The following is a 16,986-nucleotide window of genomic DNA, read 5'->3' on the forward strand; positions in this document are numbered from 1 at the left end:
CATGTACCGACGCTCCGCGGCGGCCGCTGTCCTGCTGACCGCCGCCCTGACGCTGACCGCCTGCAGTTCGGGCGGGGACGGCAAGGCCGAGACCCCGGCCGCGAAGCCCAAGCCGCCGGCCGCGTCCCCGGTCGCCGATCCGGCGGACGCCCCGGCGACGCCCCCGGTGGACCAGAAGCCGACGGGCCCGGTCCTGCCGGACACGAAGCTCACCCCGAAGACGGGCAGCTTCACCCCCACGGAGAAGAAGTACCTGAGCGGCCGGGTACCGGAGAAGATGGACCCCGCGGCCGTCCTCCAGGGCGGTCAGGAGGCCTGCCAGCGGGTGGAGCGCACCGCGAAGCACGACAAGGACGCGGCGGCGGGCTCCATCGTGGCCGGGGAGATCCCGGGTGCGAAGGACGCGATCACCTTCCTCTGCCCGGAGCAGAAGCCGGTCCTCGCGGTCGCCGAGAAGGGCTTCCCGGACGGGACGAAGGAGTCCCCGGCGGCGGGCACCTACCACGCGCTGACCCAGGGCACCGCGTGCACCTGGGAGGCCAGGGGCAAGGACGGCTCCACCCTCGCCTCGGGCATGGGAACGGTCGCGAAGGCCGGGGACAAGGTCACCGCCACCATCCCCGCGGGCACCGCCCAGTTCGTCTCGACGGGCTGCTACGCCTGGATCCCCGCTTCCTGACGCGCTCCCGCACCACGCGCCCCCGCTGCCCGCGACCCCGGGCGGACGGGGGCGTTTCCGTTCCCGGATCGGGGGCATCCGCCCTTCCACACGACGGGGTTGCACCCCGTCCACGACTGCGGAGGCGGATTCCATGAGGGGCATCGGCGGTTGCATAGGCCTGATCGTGGTGGGGGCGATCCTCACCTTCGCGAGCGACTGGCAGCTGCGCAGCGTCAACCTGGACCTGGTCGGCGTGATCATGATGGTGGCCGGCGTCATCGGCCTCGCGGTCTACGCGAGCGTGGCCAAACGGCGCCGCACGGCGGTCCTCCCGGTGGCCGAAGAACCCCGCCGCGGCCTCTGACCGGGAACCGGTGCCGTGACCCCCGGCCCGGGTCAGTGCGCGGCGGCGCGCCCGTAGACCGGGAGCAGGGTGTCCAGGACCGCGTCCATCGAGAAGGACGAGGCCGCCAGTTCGCGGGCGGCCTTCGAGGCAGCGGCGTTGACCGTCGGGTCCAGCAGGTCGAGGACCGCCGCGGCGACGCCCGCCGGGCCCGGGTCGACGGCCGCGCCCGCTCCCGCGGAAGCGATGTCGCGGGCCAGGCCGTTGGAGTGGGTGACCACCGACGGGACGCCCACCGACAGGGCCTCCAGGACCGACATCGGGAACGGTTCGTCCACCGAGGGCAGTACGTAGACGTGGGCGCGGCGCAGCTCCGTCAGGACCTCGGCGCTCGACAGGGCGCCCGGGACCGTGAAGCGGGCGGAGAGGCCGAGGGAGGTGACGCGGGCGCGGACCGCCGCGAGCTCGCCCTCGTCCGGGCCGGCCACCACGAACTCCGCGTCCGGGTGCGCCGCCAGGACGGCCGGAGCCGCGTCCACGAAGTCCACCGGGCGCTTACGGGTCTGCAGGCGGGCCGAGAACAGGATCCGGGGAGGTCCGGCGAGCGCCGGGCGCTCCTCCTGGGCCGGGGTGCCGTTCACCAGGCGGACCGACCGGGGCAGCGGACCGCCGACCACCGCGTCGAGGCCCTCCCGCTCGTGCGGGGTCAGGTACAGCACCGCGTCGGCGCCGCGCAGCAGCCGGCGCACCGCCACCGCGTCCAGCACCTTGGCCAGCAGCCGGCCGCTCGGGTCGACCATCCCGTGGGTCTGCAGCACGAGCGGTTTGCCGGCCCGCAGTGCCGCCAGGGCGACGGGCAGCGTGACCAGGTCGCGCGCGAGGTGGACGTGGACCAGGTCCGCGCCGCGCACCAGCCGGCCCGCCGAGGCCAGCAGGGTCGGTGAGGTCATCCCGCTGAAGCCGAGCGGCAGCAGGCGGCGGGCCGGGAAGAGCCGGGCCGGGACGCCCTCCACCGCGTCGGGCCACGGGTCGAATCCCTCGCCGAGCGCCAGCAGGCTGGCCTCGTGGCCGCGGGCCCGCAGCCCCTTGGCCAGGTTCAGCGCGACCCGGACCGGCCCACCGAAGGCGTGCGTGGGGGAGTGCAGGGTGACGGCGTGCAGGACTCTCACTTGGGCTCCTCGACCGGGCGGCGGCGGCCGTCCTGGGTCTGCAGGGTCAGCGCCGGAAGGTCCTTGTGGACCACGGACCCGGCGCCCGCCACGGCGCACCGGCCGATCGTCACGCCCGCCAGCACGGTGGCCCGTACCGCCACCCACGCGCCATCCTCGACGACGATCGGGGCGTTGCGGTAGCGGAAGTCCGCGGCCCGGTGGTCGTGCGAGCCGGTGCACAGCAGAGCCTCCTGCGAGACGCAGGCGTGCGCGCCGATCGTCACCGGCTCCAGGTTCAGCACCCAGGCGCCCTCGCCGATCCACGCGTGGTCCCCCACGGTCAGCTTCCAGGGCCACAGCACCCGCACCTTGTGGCGGATCAGCACCCCCTCGCCGATCCGCGCCCCGAAGGCGCGCAGCAGGGCGACCCGGAGCCGGGCCGGGCAGAACCAGCTCATGAAGAGCGTATTCATCACGGCGAACCAGAGCGCCTGCGTCAGCCGCCCGCGCCCCTTGTCGTATCCGGCCAGCGTGAAGGCAGGAAGATCACGCACAGCTACCCCTAGTCATAGCCCTGTAATCCGGATTGCGCGCCTCCCCGGGCGCCGCCCGCTCAGACTAGACTGCGCCGGAATCAGGCACATGGGGTGGGGGCAGGCGTGGCAACCGACATACGCGAGAGCGCCGTCCGGCCCGTCCCGCCGAACCCCGAGGAAGAGAAGAGCTGGGGCCGGGTCACCACCCCGCGGACGCTGCTCTCCCGGGCGCTCTCGGTCCCGCTGGCCCTCGGATTCACCGTCTTCCTGCCCCTCTTCGTCGCGGTCCAGTCCGGGGCCGGCCAGCGCGACGCGGCCTTCTGGCTCCAGCTCCTGCTCACCATGTACGCGGGTGCCCGGCTGTCCGCGATGGTGCTGACCAGCCGCCGCAAGCTGCTCCAGGGCTCCTTCTGGCTCTTCGTCTACATGGCCATGGGCGTGGCGCCCCTCGCCCAGGCCGTCCTCGGCCAGGTCCCGACCCCCGTCGTCGGTCCGCGCACCGACCTCACCGCCGCCATCGGCCTGGTGCTGCTCGGCTGCGCCGCCTTCGACGTGGGCGTCCTGCTCGCCCGGCACCGGCCGGCCGGCCGCGCGGGCGGTTCGCAGAAGGAGCCGCGGCCGGTCATGGCGCACCGGCGGCGGCTCCAGCTGCTGACGGCCCTGGCGTTCCTGGGCAGCGCGGCCCTCATCATGAAGCTCGGCGGTCCCGCGGTCTTCTTCTCCAGCCGCCAAGAGATCATCGCGGGCATCGAGGAGGCGGGCGTCTCCCAGGACGGCCAGGCGGGCCAGGCCCTGCTGCGCGGCTTCGGCACGGTCCCGGCGCTGCTGGCCCTGCTGCTGTACACGCGCTGGCTGATCACCTCGAAGTTCGCCCGCCGCAAGGTGTCGGTCATCGTCGTCTGGTCGGCGCTCGTGGTCCTCAACCTGATCGTCAACAACCCGATCTCCAACCCGCGCTACTGGTTCCTCACCGTCATGTTCTCGCTGCTCTTCACGGTCTTCCCGGTGAGCGCCGCGATGTACCGGGTGGCGCTGTCGATGGCCGTGGTGATCGCCCTGCTGGTCTTCCCCTTCGCGGACCGCTTCCGCTACGACGAGAAGAACTACAAGCCGGTCGAGACGACCTCGTTCCTGGAACCGATGGCGCTCAAGGACTACGACCAGATCGGCATGTTCGCGAACACGATCACCTTCTCGAACTCCGGCCCCGGGCACTACTACGGCCGCCAGCTCGCGGGATCCGTGTTCTTCGCGGTGCCGCGCTCGGTGTGGCCGGGCAAGCCGCGCGACACCGGTGTGATGGTCGGCCAGTGGATGGGCACGGTCAACACCAACCTCTCCTCCCCGATCTGGGCGGAGCTGTGGATCGACTTCGGGCCGCTGGGCATGGGCGCGGGGCTCCTGGGCATGGGGTACGCCTCCGCCCGCGTCGACCGCCGCTACGCCAAGCGCGCCACCCGCCGCTCGCCCCCAGGGAGCCTGATCTCCACGGTGGTCCCGCTGGTCGCCGGGTACTCCTTCATCCTGCTGCGCGGCCCGCTGCTCCAGGCCTCGGGGCGCATCGCCATCGCCGCGATCTGCCTCGCGCTCGTGGCCACGTACCGGCAGGACAAGGGCACCACCCTGCGGTAGGTGCAGCTGCTCAACTTCCGCATCGGATACACCGCGCGGTTAGAGTGGTGCCATGACCGAGACCGTGGGGCGCCGTGAGCGCAAGAAGGCCCAGACCCGCAAGGCCCTGGCCGATGCCGCGCTGCGCCTCTTCCAGGAGCGCGGCTACGACAAGGTCGGCGTCCGTGACGTGGCGGAGGCGGCCGACGTCTCGGTGACCACGCTGTTCAAGCACTTCCCGAGCAAGGAGGCGCTCGTCTTCGACGAGGACGAGGACGTCGAGGCCGCGCTCGTCTCGGCGGTACGGGACCGCGCGCCCGGCCAGTCCGTCCTGCACTCCCTGCGCGAGCACCTGGTGGAGAGCAGGGCGACCCGCCGGAGCGACGACCCGGCGGTGATCGCGCACCTCACCCTGGTCCGGGAGACGCCGGAGCTGCTGGAGTACTGGGACCGGATGTGGCGGCGCCACGAGCTCGCGCTCGCCGCCGCCGTCGCGGAAGCGGCCGGTGCCCCCGAGGGTGACCTCAGGTCCGCGGCGCTGGCCCGCTTCGTGATGGACACCACGAGCCTGATCCGTGGCCGGGCGGACCAGCGGCAGGCCATGCGGGAACTGTTCGCCCTGATCGAAACGGGCTTCGGCGACACCCCGTCCTGACACCCCGGCCGGACCCCGCGTCCTGACCCCGTGTCCCGACCCCGCGGGCCGGGCCGGCCCGGCTCCGAAGGTCAGGCCGCGCGGACCGGGTCCCCGGTGGCGGGCACCGGTTCGGGCACCCGCAGCCGGGCCACCCGCAGCCAGCCCGCGGCCGCCTTCGCGGCGGAGCCGAGCGCCAGCCCCCAGGCGGCGCCGGCCGCGCCCCACAGGGCGTACCCGGCCAGCAGCAGGGCGACCGACAGCAGCGAGAAGACGACCTGGAGCGAGAGGGTGGACTTCGGGTTCAGCACCCGCAGGGACAGCAGCGCGCAGGTGCCGAGCCCCATGACGGCGTACTGGACGCCGGTGGCGGGCAGCAGCGCGGACGCCGCCGTCCAGGTCTCGCCGAGCAGCAGATCCCGGCCGATCCGGTCGGGCAGTGCGTACAGCACGGCCCCCCAGACGGCGCCGGTCACCGCGAGCGTGCCACCCATCACGGCGGTCAGCCGGACCACGCCCCGCTTGCCGGAGGCCCGGCCGACGAGCGGCGGCCCGAAAGAGTTCGCGGAGTTGAAGAGCACGTTCAGCGGTCCGAAGAGAGTGGTGGCGCCGCGCAGCGCGCCGACGGCCAGCGGGGTCGCGAAGACACCGAGGCCCAGTACGGCGAGCTGGCTGGAGCCGTTGCCCACGGCGAACTCGACCACGAACCGCTGTCCCAGGTGCCCGCGCCGCAGGTACGGCCGCACGTCCCGGAGCAGCTCGCCCGCCGCCGCCCCGCGCACCCACGGCCGCAGCAGCCACAGGCCCAGCGCGAGCGCGGGCAGCGCCGAGACCCCCCACACCAGCACCAGCCGGCCCGCGGAGGCGCCTTCGGGCTGCAGCAGCAGCGCGGACACCACGCACGCGAGGCGCAGCGCGTCGGCGGCCAGCGCCCGCCCGGGCACCCGCAGGGCGGAGAAGCAGTAGCGCAGCCCGTCCTGGAGCAGCACCAGCGGCAGTACGAGTCCCAGGGAGAGGAACGCCCACCCGGTGGCCCCGGGCAGCAGCAGCCCCACGAGGACCAGTACGGCCCCCGCGGCGGTGGAGGCCGCCGCGGTGAAGGCGAGGCCCGCGCGGCAGACCGCGCCCAGTCGCTCCCCCTTCTCCAGCACCGTGGTCTGGCCGACGTAGGCCATGTTCAGGCCGAGGAGCACGGTGAAGGTCACGTAGACCATCGAGAAGTCGGCGAAACCGGCCGCCGAGGACAGCTGGGCGGCCAGCAGCAGCACCAGGATGTTCGTGGCGCTGGACGCGGCCTGGTCGAGTACCGAGGCGACTGCCGCGAGGCCGCGCCGGTTCACCGCCGGCCCGTGCGGACCGTACGCAGGGCGACCGTGTCGGTCCCGTCACCCGGAATGTGCTGGGAGGCGTCGGCAGCAGCCACCTCGTAGGGGATCGGCTGCGGCTCGCGCGACCGGGGCGAGGGCCCCGGTCGCGGCTCCGGCCGCGGATCCTCGCCGGCGGGCGCGGCGTCCTTGCCCCGGCCGCGCTTCTTCTCGCCGGGCAGCGGGGCGTGCAGCACCGCGCCCAGCACCGTGCCGCCGGCGCCGCTGATCAGCTCGCGGATGCGGGAGAGGTCGGTCCGGCGCACCGTGCCGGGGTCGCAGACCACCAGCACCCCGTCGACGCGGTCCACGAGGGCGAGCGCGTCGGCGTACGAGAGCACGGGCGGTGCGAGCACCACGACGGTGGAGTTGGGGGAGTCGGCCTCGGAGACCAGCCGGGTGGCGCGCGAGGAGGTCAGCGCACGGGGCACGTTGCGCACCCGCTCGCCCGGGATCAGGTCGAAGGACCCCGACTCACCGGCGTCCACGAGGAGCTGGCGCCCGTCGGGCCACTCGGTGTCCCCGTGCTGCGGTCCGGCCGAGCCCTGGCTCTGGCTCCAGCGCGGGCGGCCGGCGGCGTCGGTCGGCAACTGGCTGGCCAGTACCGGGGTGCGCAGGTCCGCCTCGATGAGCAGGACGTCCTTGCCGGTCTCGGCGAACGAGGCGGCCAGGTTCACCGCCACGGCGGCGGCGACCTCGCTGCTGCCGCGCGGGGCGACCACGAGGAGCCGGCGCCGGTCGGCGAAACGGGAGTCGTAGGCGAGCCGGAAGGCCACCGAGCGGTACTCCTCGGCGAGCCGGGGGTCCTCCTCGCCTGCCGCGAGCAGCGGTCCGCCGTCGGCCTTGCCCCGGGGCAGGGAGCCCAGTACCGGCGCGCGCAGGGCCCGGGCCACGTCGCCCTCGGAGCGCGGCGCCGGGTCGAAGACGAGCCGTACCCAGGCGCCCAGCAGGCCGAGCGCGAGACCCACGGCCGCGCCGAGCGCGAGCGACATGGGGAGGCCGGGGCCGTCGGCCCCGTGCGGCGGGACGGCGGCGCTGGTGACCCGGCCCGGGGTCATGTCCAGGGCCTGGAGCTTGGCGATGTTGCTGTTGAGGGTGTTGACCTTGCTCTGCTGGTCGGTCTTGGAGGAGTACGCCGCGTCGCGCGCGGGACCGGCCGGCATGCCGTTGATCTGCTTGACGAGGTCTTCGAGCTGCTTGGCCACCGGGTCGCGCTGGTCCTGGTACCCCTTGACCATCTTGTCGCGGGTGACGTCGAGGGCCTCCTGCCGCTTGAGCAGGTACGCCTCGGTCATCGCGTTGGCCCGGCGGGCGGCCTCGGCGGGGGAGTCCGCGGTGTAGGTGAAGCGCAGCACCATCGTCTGCGGCGGGTTGGTCACCTGCAGACCGGAGCGCAGGGCCGAGAAGTCGGAGGCCGAGACCCCGAGCTTCTTCGCGGCCTCGTTGGCTATGGAGCTGGAGAGCGCGACCTGGCGCTCCGAGCCGATGTTGATCGCCTTGTCGGGGGCGAGGCTCGGGTTGAACGGGTCGTCGGTGGGCGCGCGCAGCACGATGTCGGCGGTGGCCACGTAGGTGTCCGCCGTGGAGACGCCGAGGTAGACCCCGCCGAGCAGGCCGATGCCCACGCCCGCGCCGATGAGCCGGCGGTAGCGCAGGAGCTGGCGGAACTGGTCCCGGAGGAGGTCCGGTTCGTCCTCGGCCGGAGCCGCTGCCGGTCGGTTGGTCTCGATCACGGCCGGGGACCCCCAAGTGCTTCGTCCATCAATGCGTCGATACGGGCCAGGCCCGCCTCACGGCTCAGGTGCGCCGCCACGTGGCGCGGTCCGGCCGCACCGAGCGCGTCCGCGCCCGCGGGGTCCTCAGCCAGGGCCCGTACGGCCTTGAGCAGGGCCTCGGGGTTCTCCGGCGGTACGAGCACCCCCGCGCCCGAACGCTCCACTTCCTGGGCGGTACCGCCCTGTGCCGCCACGGAAGCGACGACGGGACGGCCGGCCTGGAAGTAGGAGGTCAGTTTGGACGGCACGCTCATGTCCATCACGGCGGCGTGCTGCGTGACCGCGAGCACGTCCGCCGCGGCGAGGATATCCGGGAACTCGCCGTCGGCGGCAGGGGGAATGATGTCGAGATTCGGCACATCGGCCGCGAGGTCGGCCAGGGCGGAGCGCTGGCTGCCGTCACCCATCAGGACGAAACGGACGCTCGGATCCAGCCGGGCGGCGCCCACGAGGACCTCCAGGCCCTGCTTGAGCCCCATGTTCCCGGAGTGCAGGACGACGGTCTGGCCGGGGGCCCAGCCGAGGTGGCTGCGGGTGCGGCCGCGCGGCTTGGTGGGCAACGCCACATGGGACCAGTTGGGGACGAGACGGATCCGCCCGGGGTCCACGCCCATGCCGACGACCCGGTCCACGAATGTCTCGTGTATCACACCGACGAGGGTGGCGCGCTTGAGGGCGTACGCCTCCGCGCGGCCGGCGAACGCGGCGGCCTTGTCGCCGCCGCTGATCCCGCTCTGCGCGGCGGCGGCGCCCATCAGGTCCTGGACGACGGGGACGTAGGGCACCTTCCAGCGTGCCGCGAGGCGGGCCGCCAGCAGGCCGCCGGCCAGGCTCGGCATCTGGGCGAGGACCGCGTCCGGCCTCGCCATCCGGGGCGGGGCCACGGAGCCGTGCAGCAGAATCGATCCTTCAAAGAGCGCCCTGCGAACGGCGGTCTGGCGCGGCGGCACGGTGTGCGCGCGCCGGTGCACGGTCACACCCGAGCGCTGTTCCGTGCGCTGGAGCGCCCCCTTGTACTCCGGCTCGACGGACCAGGCCGGGTAGTGGGGCATGCCCGCGAGCACGTGGGTCTCGTGACCGAGATCCGCCCAGTGCTCCGCGATCTGGGTGGCGTACGGGCCGATGCCCGTGTGCTCGGGGGCGTAATTCGTAGAAACCAGCAGTAGGCGTCGGTGGCCGGATTTCGACACGGGACGTCCCCCTCTCCCCAGGATGATGCGCTCGTCACCCTATTCGTTCACCGCCAAGGTGGGTAACGCGCACGCTATTGTCTGCTAATCCACCACACGAGGGAGTGTGGCTTTGGGGGATATCACATAACGGAGCTGGATATGTCCGAATTTGTTGCGCCTGTGCGCAGACCGTACCGAATCGGCTACGCACCGGGTGCCTACGATCTGTTCCATATCGGGCACCTGAACATCCTCCGGCACGCTCGGAGCCAGTGCGACTACCTGGTGGCCGGGGTCGTTTCCGACGAGATGGCGGAATTCGCCAAGGGGCGCCGCCCGATGATCCCGCTCGTCGAGCGTCTGGAGATCGTCCGCAGCGTCCGCTATGTGGACGCCGCGTTTGTCGAGACCGTCCCGGACAAGCTGGAAACCTGGAAGCAAGTCCGGTTCGATGTGATTTTCAAGGGTGACGACTGGCGCGGCACTCCCAAGGGGGAGCGGCTGGAAAAGGACTTCGCCGTGCACGGCGTCGACGTCGTCTACTTCCCGTACACCGTCCACACCTCCAGCACCCAGCTGCGCCGGGCATTGGACGCGCTGTCGGAGCCGCTCGCCGCGGAACAGCGGGGCTGAGCCGCCACGCGGCGGCGCGCGCCCGCCCCCGGGGCGCGCGCCGGTCACGCCACAGCGGCGCCCGGCACCAGTACGGTGCCGGGCGCCTGGGTATGGCGTCGGTCACTTCGGTACGGCGTCGGGCGCCTGGGTATGGCGTCGGTCACTTCGGTACGGCGCTGAGCTCCCGGTACCACTTCGCGAGGAACGCCAGCAGGAACAGCGCGGCGACCACGCCCATCCCGGCGTACGCCCAGCGGAACAGCCCGCTGCCGCCGAGGAGCAGGAACACCGTGCAGAAGACCCCGTAGTCCACCGGCAGCAGCGCCACCGCGCGGGCGGCCGAGGGTGCGGCGGCCTGGCTCCCCGGCGCCGGCTTCGGCTTGAGCTTCTCGGTCAGCAGCCCTCCGAAGAAGGTCACGACCGCGGCGAGCTGGAAGCCCAGCGGCACGAGCAGCCAGCCCTCCCCGCCCGTCCCGGCAGGGATCCCGTACGACTCCGGGAAGCGGTAGAAGGCGATCAGTACGCAGGTGTGCAGCGAGGTGAGCTTCGCGCAGTCCACGACGTGGTCCAGCCACTCGCCCGCCGCGCTGCCGCCCCCGCGCAGCCGGGCCAGCTGCCCGTCGGCGGAGTCGAAGGCGAAGCCGACGGCGAGCAGGGCCCACACCGTGATCCCCAGCCCCCACGAGGGCGCGGCCAGTGCGACGGCGGCCGCCCCGGCGAAGCTCAGGGCGGCGCTGATCAGCGTCACCTGGTTCGGGGTGAGCCCCAGCGCGTACGACCCGGCGGCCAGGTACCGCCCGACGGGCCGGTTGACGAACCGCGAATAGAGCGACACGCCCTTCGCCGACTTCTGCGCCCCGCGCAGCTCCCGCAGCGCGGTCCCGACATTCGCCATAGACGCAACCCCTCGACCATCCGTGATCCGCATACGCGTGCGTGCGTACGAAGGGCCACATCATCGCAGGGCGCACGAGAGCTCACTCCGGTCTCGGACTCCCACCGGCCCGGCCCCCGACTCAGTCCACCACCTTCAGCAGCAGCACGGCGCGGGCCGGGACCGTCACGCTCTCGCCCCCGCGGTGGCGGGTGGCGGGCGCGGCCGCCTGGTCCTCCCGCGAGGTGTCCAGGACCAGCTCGTAGGTCCGGGCCCACGGCGCCCCGGGCAGCACCCACGCCACCGGCCGGTCCCCGGCGTGCAGCAGCGCCAGGAAACTGTCGTCCGTCACCTGGCGCCCGCGCTCGTCGCGGCCCGGGATGTCCCGGCCCGACAGGTACAGGCCCACCGCGGCGGCCGGGTCGTACCAGTCCCGCTCGGTCATCTCCGCCCCCGCCGGGGTGAACCAGGCCAGGTCCCGCAACCCGTCCGCCCCCTGCGCGCGCCCCGAGAAGAACGCCCGCCGCCGCAGCACCGGGTGTGCCCGGCGCAGCGCCAGCAGCCGCCGGGTCAGCGCCAGCAGCGCCTGCCAGGACGGGTCCTCCAGCAGCGACCAGTCCACCCAGCTCGTCGCGTTGTCCTGGCAGTACGCGTTGTTGTTGCCGCCCTGCGTCCGGCCGAACTCGTCGCCCGCCACCAGCATCGGCACCCCGGTCGACAGCAGCAGCGTGGTCAGCAGATTGCGCAGCTGGCGCCGGCGCAGCGCCGCGATCCGCGATTCCGTGCCCTCGGGGGGCTCGCCCTCGACCCCGCAGTTCCACGACCGGTTGTCATTGGTGCCGTCCCGGCCCGCCTCGCCGTTCTCCTCGTTGTGCTTCGACTCGTACGACACCAGGTCGCGCAGGGTGAAACCGTCGTGCGCGGTGATGAAGTTGACCGAGGCGTACGGTCGCCGCCCACCCCACGCGTACAGGTCGCTGGACCCGGACAGCCGGTACCCGAGGTCCCGCACGTCGGGCAGCGCCCCGCGCCAGAAGTCCCGTACGGCGTCCCGGTAACGGTCGTTCCACTCCGTCCACAGCGGCGGGAACGCCCCCACCTGGTACCCGCCCGAGCCCACGTCCCAGGGCTCGGCGATCAGTTTCACCCGCCGCAACACCGGATCCTGGGCGATCACCGCGAGGAACGGCGACAGCATGTCCACATCGTGCATCGAGCGGGCCAGCGCCGCCGCCAGGTCGAAGCGGAAGCCGTCCACCCCCATCTCGGTGACCCAGTAGCGCAACGAGTCGGTGATCAGGCGCAGTACGTGCGGCCGCCCGGCGTGCAGGGTGTTCCCGCAGCCCGTGTAGTCCGCGTACCGGCGCTGGTCCGACTGGAGCCGGTAGTACGCGCGGTTGTCGATCCCGCGCAGCGACAGTGTCGGGCCCAGCTCGCCGGCCTCCGCCGTGTGGTTGTAGACCACGTCGAGGATGACCTCGATCCCGGCGGCGTGCAGCGCCTTGACCATCCGCTTGAACTCGCCGACCTGCTGACCGGTCGTACCGCTCGAGGAATAGCCGGCGTGCGGGGCGAAATAGCCGATCGAGTTGTAGCCCCAGTAGTTGCGCAGACCCCGGCGCAGCAGATGGTCCTCGTGCGCGAACTGATGGACCGGCAGCAGCTCCACCGCCGTCACCCCGAGCCCGGTCAGGTGCTCGATCGCGGCCGGATGCGCGAGGCCCGCGTACGTACCGCGCAGGTGCTCGGGGATGCCCGGATGACGCTTCGTGAAGCCGCGCACGTGCAGTTCGTAGATGACCGAATCGGCCCACGGGGTCTTCGGCCGGACGTCGTCCGCCCAGTCGTCGTCATCATGGACCACGACCCCCTTGGGCACGTGCGGGGCCGAGTCCCGGTCGTCGCGCACGGTGTCCGCGATGTACTGCTGCGGCCAGTCGCGCACGTGTCCGTAGACCTCCGGCGGGAGCAGGAAGTCCCCGTCCACGGCCCGCGCGTACGGGTCCAGGAGCAGCTTCGCCGGATTGTGGCGGGACCCCGTCCACGGGTCCCAGCGGCCGTGCACCCGGAATCCGTACCGCTGTCCGGGCCGCACGCCCGGCAGGAAGCCGTGCCAGATCTCGTGGGTGAGCTCCGTCAGGGCGCACCGGGTCTCGGTCCCGTCCTCCGTGAACAGGCACACCTCCACGGCCTCCGCGCCCTGGGCCCACAGCGCGAAGTTGGTCCCGGCCGTCCCGTCCGGCCCCTGGTGGAAACGGGCCCCCAGCGGATGGGAGGACCCGGGCCACACCGGCGGTCCCGGGCGGGTCCGCGCGGCTGCCGCGTGGCCTCTGAGCAGGCCGGTCAGCTGCCCGTGCCCATTGCCGTCGGCGTTCCCGTTGCTGCTCCCGTTCCCGTTCCCGTTCCCGGTTCTGGTCCCGGTCCCGTTCGGATGCCCGGCCCCGTTCGGGTGCTCGGCGTCGTGCGGTACGGGCGCGGCTGCCGGGCCGCTCCGTACCTCACCCGCGACGGCTTCCACCGCCTCTTGCTCGGCTGCGCTCGACACTGCCCGCCTCCACGGCTCTCGGTACCGGCAGGGGCAGGGGAATTGCGGCCCCGGCGTCCCGGCCAGGGCCCGCCCCCGTCTGGTCCTTCCCACTGTTCTGCCCGGACTGTTCTGCCTGGAACGTGGGCCGCGCCCACGTTTCCCCCGGAGGGGCCCGGTCGTTGGAGGATCGTGACTCTTCTGACGAGGCGGGCAGGGGCGGGCTTGGCCGCCGTCGTGGCATGGGCGGGCCTCCTCGGAGGCCTGGCCGGATGCACCGCGGACGGCGGCTCCCCGATCGAGATCCAGCTGCCCGGGAAACCCCGGTCACCGGACGAGGCGATCAGGATCACCCCCGACGACAACGCCAAGGGGGTACCGGCCGAGGGCCCGCTGACGGTCACCGTGCCCGAGGGGCGCCTGGAGCGGGTCGTGGTCACCAAGGTGGAGGATGCCCAGGAGGAGAAGGTGCCCGGCGCCATCGCCGTCGACGGGCTCAGCTGGAGCCCCGACCCGGAGGGGGGCCGGCTCGCGCTCGCGGCCAAGTACACCGTCGACGCGGTCGCGCTCGACGGGCACAACCGCCGCCAGGCCCGGCACACCACTTTCACCACCTACGTTCCCGAGGAGCGGTTCATCGGCTACTTCAAGCCCGAGAACCGCTCCACCGTCGGCACCGGCATGATCATCTCCTTCAACTTCAGCCAGTCCATCGAACGGCGCGCCGATGTGGAGCGGGCCATCACGATCACCTCCGACCCGGCCGTGGAGGTGGCGGGCCACTGGTTCGGCAAGGAACGCCTCGACTTCCGGCCCAAGGCGTACTGGAAGCCCGGCACCGAGGTCACGGTCAGGATGAACCTGCGGGACCTCGAGGGCGCCCCCGGCGCCTACGGCATCCAGGACAAGACCCTGCGCTTCACCGTCGGCCGCTCCCAGGTCTCCACCGTCGACGCGGCCGCGCACACCATGGAGGTCCGGCGCGACGGCGAGCTGCTGTCCACCGTGCCGATCACCGCCGGGGCGCCCAAGAACACCACCTACAACGGCAAGATGGTGGTGATGGAGCTCTTCGACGTCACCCGCATGAACGGGCAGACCGTCGGCTTCGGCGGCGAGTACGACATCCCCGACGTCCCGCACGCCATGCGCCTCACCCGCTCCGGGACCTTCCTGCACGGCAACTACTGGGCCAGCCCCGACACCTTCGGGTCCACCAACGCCAGCCACGGCTGCATCGGGCTGCGCGACAACAAGGGGGGCGGCTCGGACACCCCGGCCGGCTGGTTCTTCGACCGGACCCTGGTCGGGGACGTGGTCGAGGTCGTGAACTCGCAGGACAAGACGGTCGCCGCGGACAACGGGCTGGGCGGCTGGAACCTGTCCTGGCCGGCCTGGATCGCGGGCTCCGCCATCGGTTGACGCCCCAGTCGGGTGATTGTCCTACCGGAATGCCGTAGCGGGGGAGTGTCCTCCGTCCGACGCGCCGGGACCCGCGGCCAGCCTGTACGGGCCAGCAAGGCAGGTAACGGACGGAGCGTCATGTCAGCAAGGAACTGGACCCTCGGCGTAGCGATCGGGGCCGTACTGGCCGCCGGGGCGCCCACGGCCCTGGCAGCGGGCCCCGGCGGATCCGGGGGCCCCGGCGCGCCCGCCGCGCAACGGCCGGCGGCGGCCGCCCTGCGGGCTCCGCTGCCCGACGGGCTCGGTCCGTGCGTACCGGGGCGGTGCCCCGACCCGTACCCGCAGATCGGGTTCGACGGGAACCCCAAGGGCCGCGACAACGGCATCAACATCTTCGTCGGCGGCGACTTCCGGGTCCGCGAGCGCGCCGCCGAGGCCGAGGGCCGGGTCGTCGTCCTCGGCACCTTCGACCAGGACAAGGTCGCCGGGGCCAGCAGCGTCTACAACATCGGCATCGTCGGCGCCGGCTCCCTCGTCCCGCCGCCGGACGGGGCGGACTTCCTCACCACCGGCGGGAACGTCCACATCGCCACCGGCGAGCGGCTGATCTCCGACGGCGGCCTGGTCCGCCATGCGGGCACCGCCCCCGGCCCCGGAACCGTCACGGGCGACCTGGTGCAGGACCTGGCGGCCGCCACCCCGTACGCCCCGCTGCGCCCCCGGCTCACCGCGGCGAGCAAGTGCTACGCGCGCACCGACGGGCAGCACCGCCCGGCCACCGGCACCGTCCGCAACCAGGACGGCACCTTCGTCTTCACCGGTGACAACACCGCAGCGCTCCAGGTCTTCGCGGTCGACGCCGACATGGTCGGCCGGGGCGGCGGGGCCATCGGCATCCGCTTCGACCGGATCCCGGCGGGCGCCACCGTACTGGTCAACGTCTACGGCACGAACCGGACCGTCAACACCTTCAGCGGCGACATCACCGACAACGCCAACGGGTTCAACCCCTACCGCGACCGGCTGCTGTGGAACTTCCCGGACGCCACCACCCTCAACCTGAACGGCAGCGGCCAGTTCCAGGGCAGTGTGCTGGTCGCCGAGCCGGCCTCGTCCACCACCGTCACCCTGCCCGGCATGAACGGCCGCTTCTTCACGACCGGCGACCTCACCCACACCGGCGTCCAGGGCGGGGGCGGCGGCCAGGAGTTCCACGCGTACCCGTTCAACGGCAGCCTGCCCGACTGCGGGAGCACGGCACCGGTGGTGGGCCAGGTCTCCGTCCTCAAGCAGGACGGAGAGGCCAAGCCGCTGGCCGGAGCCACGTACGAGCTGTGGCACGAGACGAACCGCACCCCCGGAGCCCAGTTCGCGAACCCCGGCGGCGACACCAAGGTCGCCGACTGCGTCACCCCGGCGAGCGGCATCTGCTCCCGTCCCGTCCCGCTCGGCACGTACTACTGGCGCGAGACGAAGGCGCCGGACGGGTACGAGCTCGCGCCGAACCCCGTGGCCGCACTGACGCTGACGGGGCAGAACGCCGCGGCCGGCGTGCGCGTCCGCATGGACAACACGAAGCTCCCGGCCAGTGCCGAGGTGGTGCTGCGCAAGTCCGGCAAGGACGGCGGGGCGCTCCTGCCCGGTGCCCGGTTCGAGCTGTGGCGCGAGACCAACGACCGTGCGGGCCTGCAGACCGGGGGGACGGACCGGGACGAGCGGCTCCCCGGCTCCTGCACCACGGACGCGAAGGGAAGCTGCACGGTCCAGCTGCCGGTCGGCGAGCGGTACTACTGGCGTGAGACGCAGGCACCGGCCGGCTACGACCTGCCCGCGAACCCGGTCACCGCGTTCGACCTCGGCGAGGAGGACGTGCGGACGGGCCTGGTCGTGAACGTCGTCGACGAGCGGAAGTTGGATCCCGAGTACACGGGGTCGATCAAGGTCCTGAAGAAGGACTCGAAGACGAAGCGCCCGCTGCGCGGGGCGGTATTCGAGGTGTGGAAGGAGACCAACAGCACCGCGGGTCTCCAGACGCGCGGGATCAACCCCGACCGGAAGGTGACGGCGGGCTGCGCGACTGACCGGGCCGGGGTGTGCGAGTTCCCGGAGCTGCGGGAGGGCGCGTACTACGTGGTCGAGACCGACGTCCCGGAGGGCTACGTCCTGCCGCGGAACCGGGTGACGGGCCCGCTCCACCTGGACGCGAAGACCCCGGACCACCGCCTGCTGGTCACCCTCCACAACAAGCGCGACGACCACGGCAAGGGGAAGGACAAGGGCAAGGGCAAGGGCCCGAAGCCGCCCCGGGCCGGATAGGCGGCG

General features: G+C 72.7%; 14 protein-coding genes. 7 read left to right on the top strand and 7 right to left on the bottom strand.

Annotated features, from left to right (window positions below; genetic code table 11):
* The first annotated feature begins 1 nt into the window (after nucleotide 1).
* Together OG389_RS26160 and OG389_RS26165 are read left to right on the top strand one after the other, a co-directional pair.
* The gene (locus OG389_RS26160) at nucleotides 2–679 is read left to right on the top strand and encodes a hypothetical protein (protein WP_328300886.1); all 678 of its coding nucleotides are present in this window, start codon (nucleotides 2–4) and stop codon (nucleotides 677–679) included.
* 133 nt (nucleotides 680–812) lie between these two features.
* On the top strand, nucleotides 813–1,025 hold the full coding sequence (locus OG389_RS26165) for a hypothetical protein (RefSeq protein ID WP_328300887.1): 213 nt from the start codon (nucleotides 813–815) through the stop codon (nucleotides 1,023–1,025).
* Between the two features lie 32 nt (nucleotides 1,026–1,057).
* On the opposite strand, the gene OG389_RS26170 is transcribed toward OG389_RS26165, so the two are convergent.
* Both OG389_RS26170 and OG389_RS26175 read right to left on the bottom strand, forming a co-directional pair.
* On the bottom strand, nucleotides 1,058–2,173 hold the full coding sequence (locus OG389_RS26170; RefSeq protein WP_328300888.1) for a glycosyltransferase: 1,116 nt from the start codon (nucleotides 2,171–2,173) through the stop codon (nucleotides 1,058–1,060).
* Entirely contained in the window at nucleotides 2,170–2,709 is a 540-nt protein-coding gene (locus OG389_RS26175; RefSeq protein ID WP_328300889.1) for a WcaF family extracellular polysaccharide biosynthesis acetyltransferase, read from the bottom strand. Before OG389_RS26175 ends, OG389_RS26170 begins: the two co-directional genes overlap by 4 nt.
* 105 nt (nucleotides 2,710–2,814) lie before the next feature.
* Here OG389_RS26175 and OG389_RS26180 point away from each other — a divergent pair, with 105 nt between their 5' ends.
* Together OG389_RS26180 and OG389_RS26185 are read left to right on the top strand one after the other, a co-directional pair.
* On the top strand, nucleotides 2,815–4,323 hold the full coding sequence (locus OG389_RS26180; RefSeq protein WP_443059343.1) for a hypothetical protein: 1,509 nt from the start codon (nucleotides 2,815–2,817) through the stop codon (nucleotides 4,321–4,323).
* A gap of 52 nt (nucleotides 4,324–4,375) precedes the next feature.
* A complete protein-coding gene (locus OG389_RS26185; protein WP_328300890.1) occupies nucleotides 4,376–4,957 on the top strand; it encodes a TetR/AcrR family transcriptional regulator in 582 nt (193 codons plus the stop codon).
* 71 nt (nucleotides 4,958–5,028) lie between these two features.
* Here the strand turns inward: OG389_RS26185 and OG389_RS26190 are convergent, their stop codons facing one another.
* The 3 genes from OG389_RS26190 to OG389_RS26200 are packed head-to-tail and all read right to left on the bottom strand — an operon-like array spanning nucleotide 5,029 to nucleotide 9,235.
* A complete protein-coding gene (locus OG389_RS26190; protein WP_328300891.1) occupies nucleotides 5,029–6,276 on the bottom strand; it encodes a hypothetical protein in 1,248 nt (415 codons plus the stop codon).
* Complete coding sequence (locus OG389_RS26195) at nucleotides 6,273–8,033, bottom strand: lipopolysaccharide biosynthesis protein (protein WP_328300892.1); 1,761 nt, start codon at nucleotides 8,031–8,033, stop codon at nucleotides 6,273–6,275. The genes OG389_RS26190 and OG389_RS26195 overlap by 4 nt, the downstream gene beginning before the upstream one ends.
* Entirely contained in the window at nucleotides 8,030–9,235 is a 1,206-nt protein-coding gene (locus OG389_RS26200; protein ID WP_328304107.1) for a glycosyltransferase, read from the bottom strand. The genes OG389_RS26195 and OG389_RS26200 overlap by 4 nt, the downstream gene beginning before the upstream one ends.
* A 171-nt stretch (nucleotides 9,236–9,406) precedes the next feature.
* Between OG389_RS26200 and OG389_RS26205 the strand changes: the two genes are divergently transcribed.
* Entirely contained in the window at nucleotides 9,407–9,880 is a 474-nt protein-coding gene (locus OG389_RS26205) for an adenylyltransferase/cytidyltransferase family protein (RefSeq protein WP_328300893.1), read from the top strand.
* Between the two features lie 142 nt (nucleotides 9,881–10,022).
* On the opposite strand, the gene OG389_RS26210 is transcribed toward OG389_RS26205, so the two are convergent.
* Nucleotides 10,023–10,757, bottom strand: a complete 735-nt coding sequence (locus OG389_RS26210) for a CDP-alcohol phosphatidyltransferase family protein (RefSeq protein WP_328300894.1) — start codon at nucleotides 10,755–10,757, stop codon at nucleotides 10,023–10,025.
* 121 nt (nucleotides 10,758–10,878) lie between these two features.
* Nucleotides 10,879–13,083: a glycogen debranching protein GlgX gene (gene glgX, locus OG389_RS26215; RefSeq protein ID WP_443059462.1), complete on the bottom strand. Its 2,205-nt coding sequence runs from the start codon at nucleotides 13,081–13,083 to the stop codon at nucleotides 10,879–10,881.
* A 402-nt stretch (nucleotides 13,084–13,485) separates the two neighbouring features.
* Here glgX and OG389_RS26220 point away from each other — a divergent pair, with 402 nt between their 5' ends.
* Together OG389_RS26220 and OG389_RS26225 are read left to right on the top strand one after the other, a co-directional pair.
* A complete protein-coding gene (locus OG389_RS26220) occupies nucleotides 13,486–14,682 on the top strand; it encodes a L,D-transpeptidase (RefSeq protein WP_328300895.1) in 1,197 nt (398 codons plus the stop codon).
* A 120-nt stretch (nucleotides 14,683–14,802) separates the two neighbouring features.
* A complete protein-coding gene (locus tag OG389_RS26225; protein WP_328300896.1) occupies nucleotides 14,803–16,980 on the top strand; it encodes a choice-of-anchor A family protein in 2,178 nt (725 codons plus the stop codon).
* Nucleotides 16,981–16,986: the final 6 nt, after the last annotated feature.

The sequence above is a fragment of the Streptomyces sp. NBC_00435 genome, from assembly GCF_036014235.1.
Taxonomy (GTDB): Bacteria; Actinomycetota; Actinomycetes; order Streptomycetales; family Streptomycetaceae; genus Streptomyces.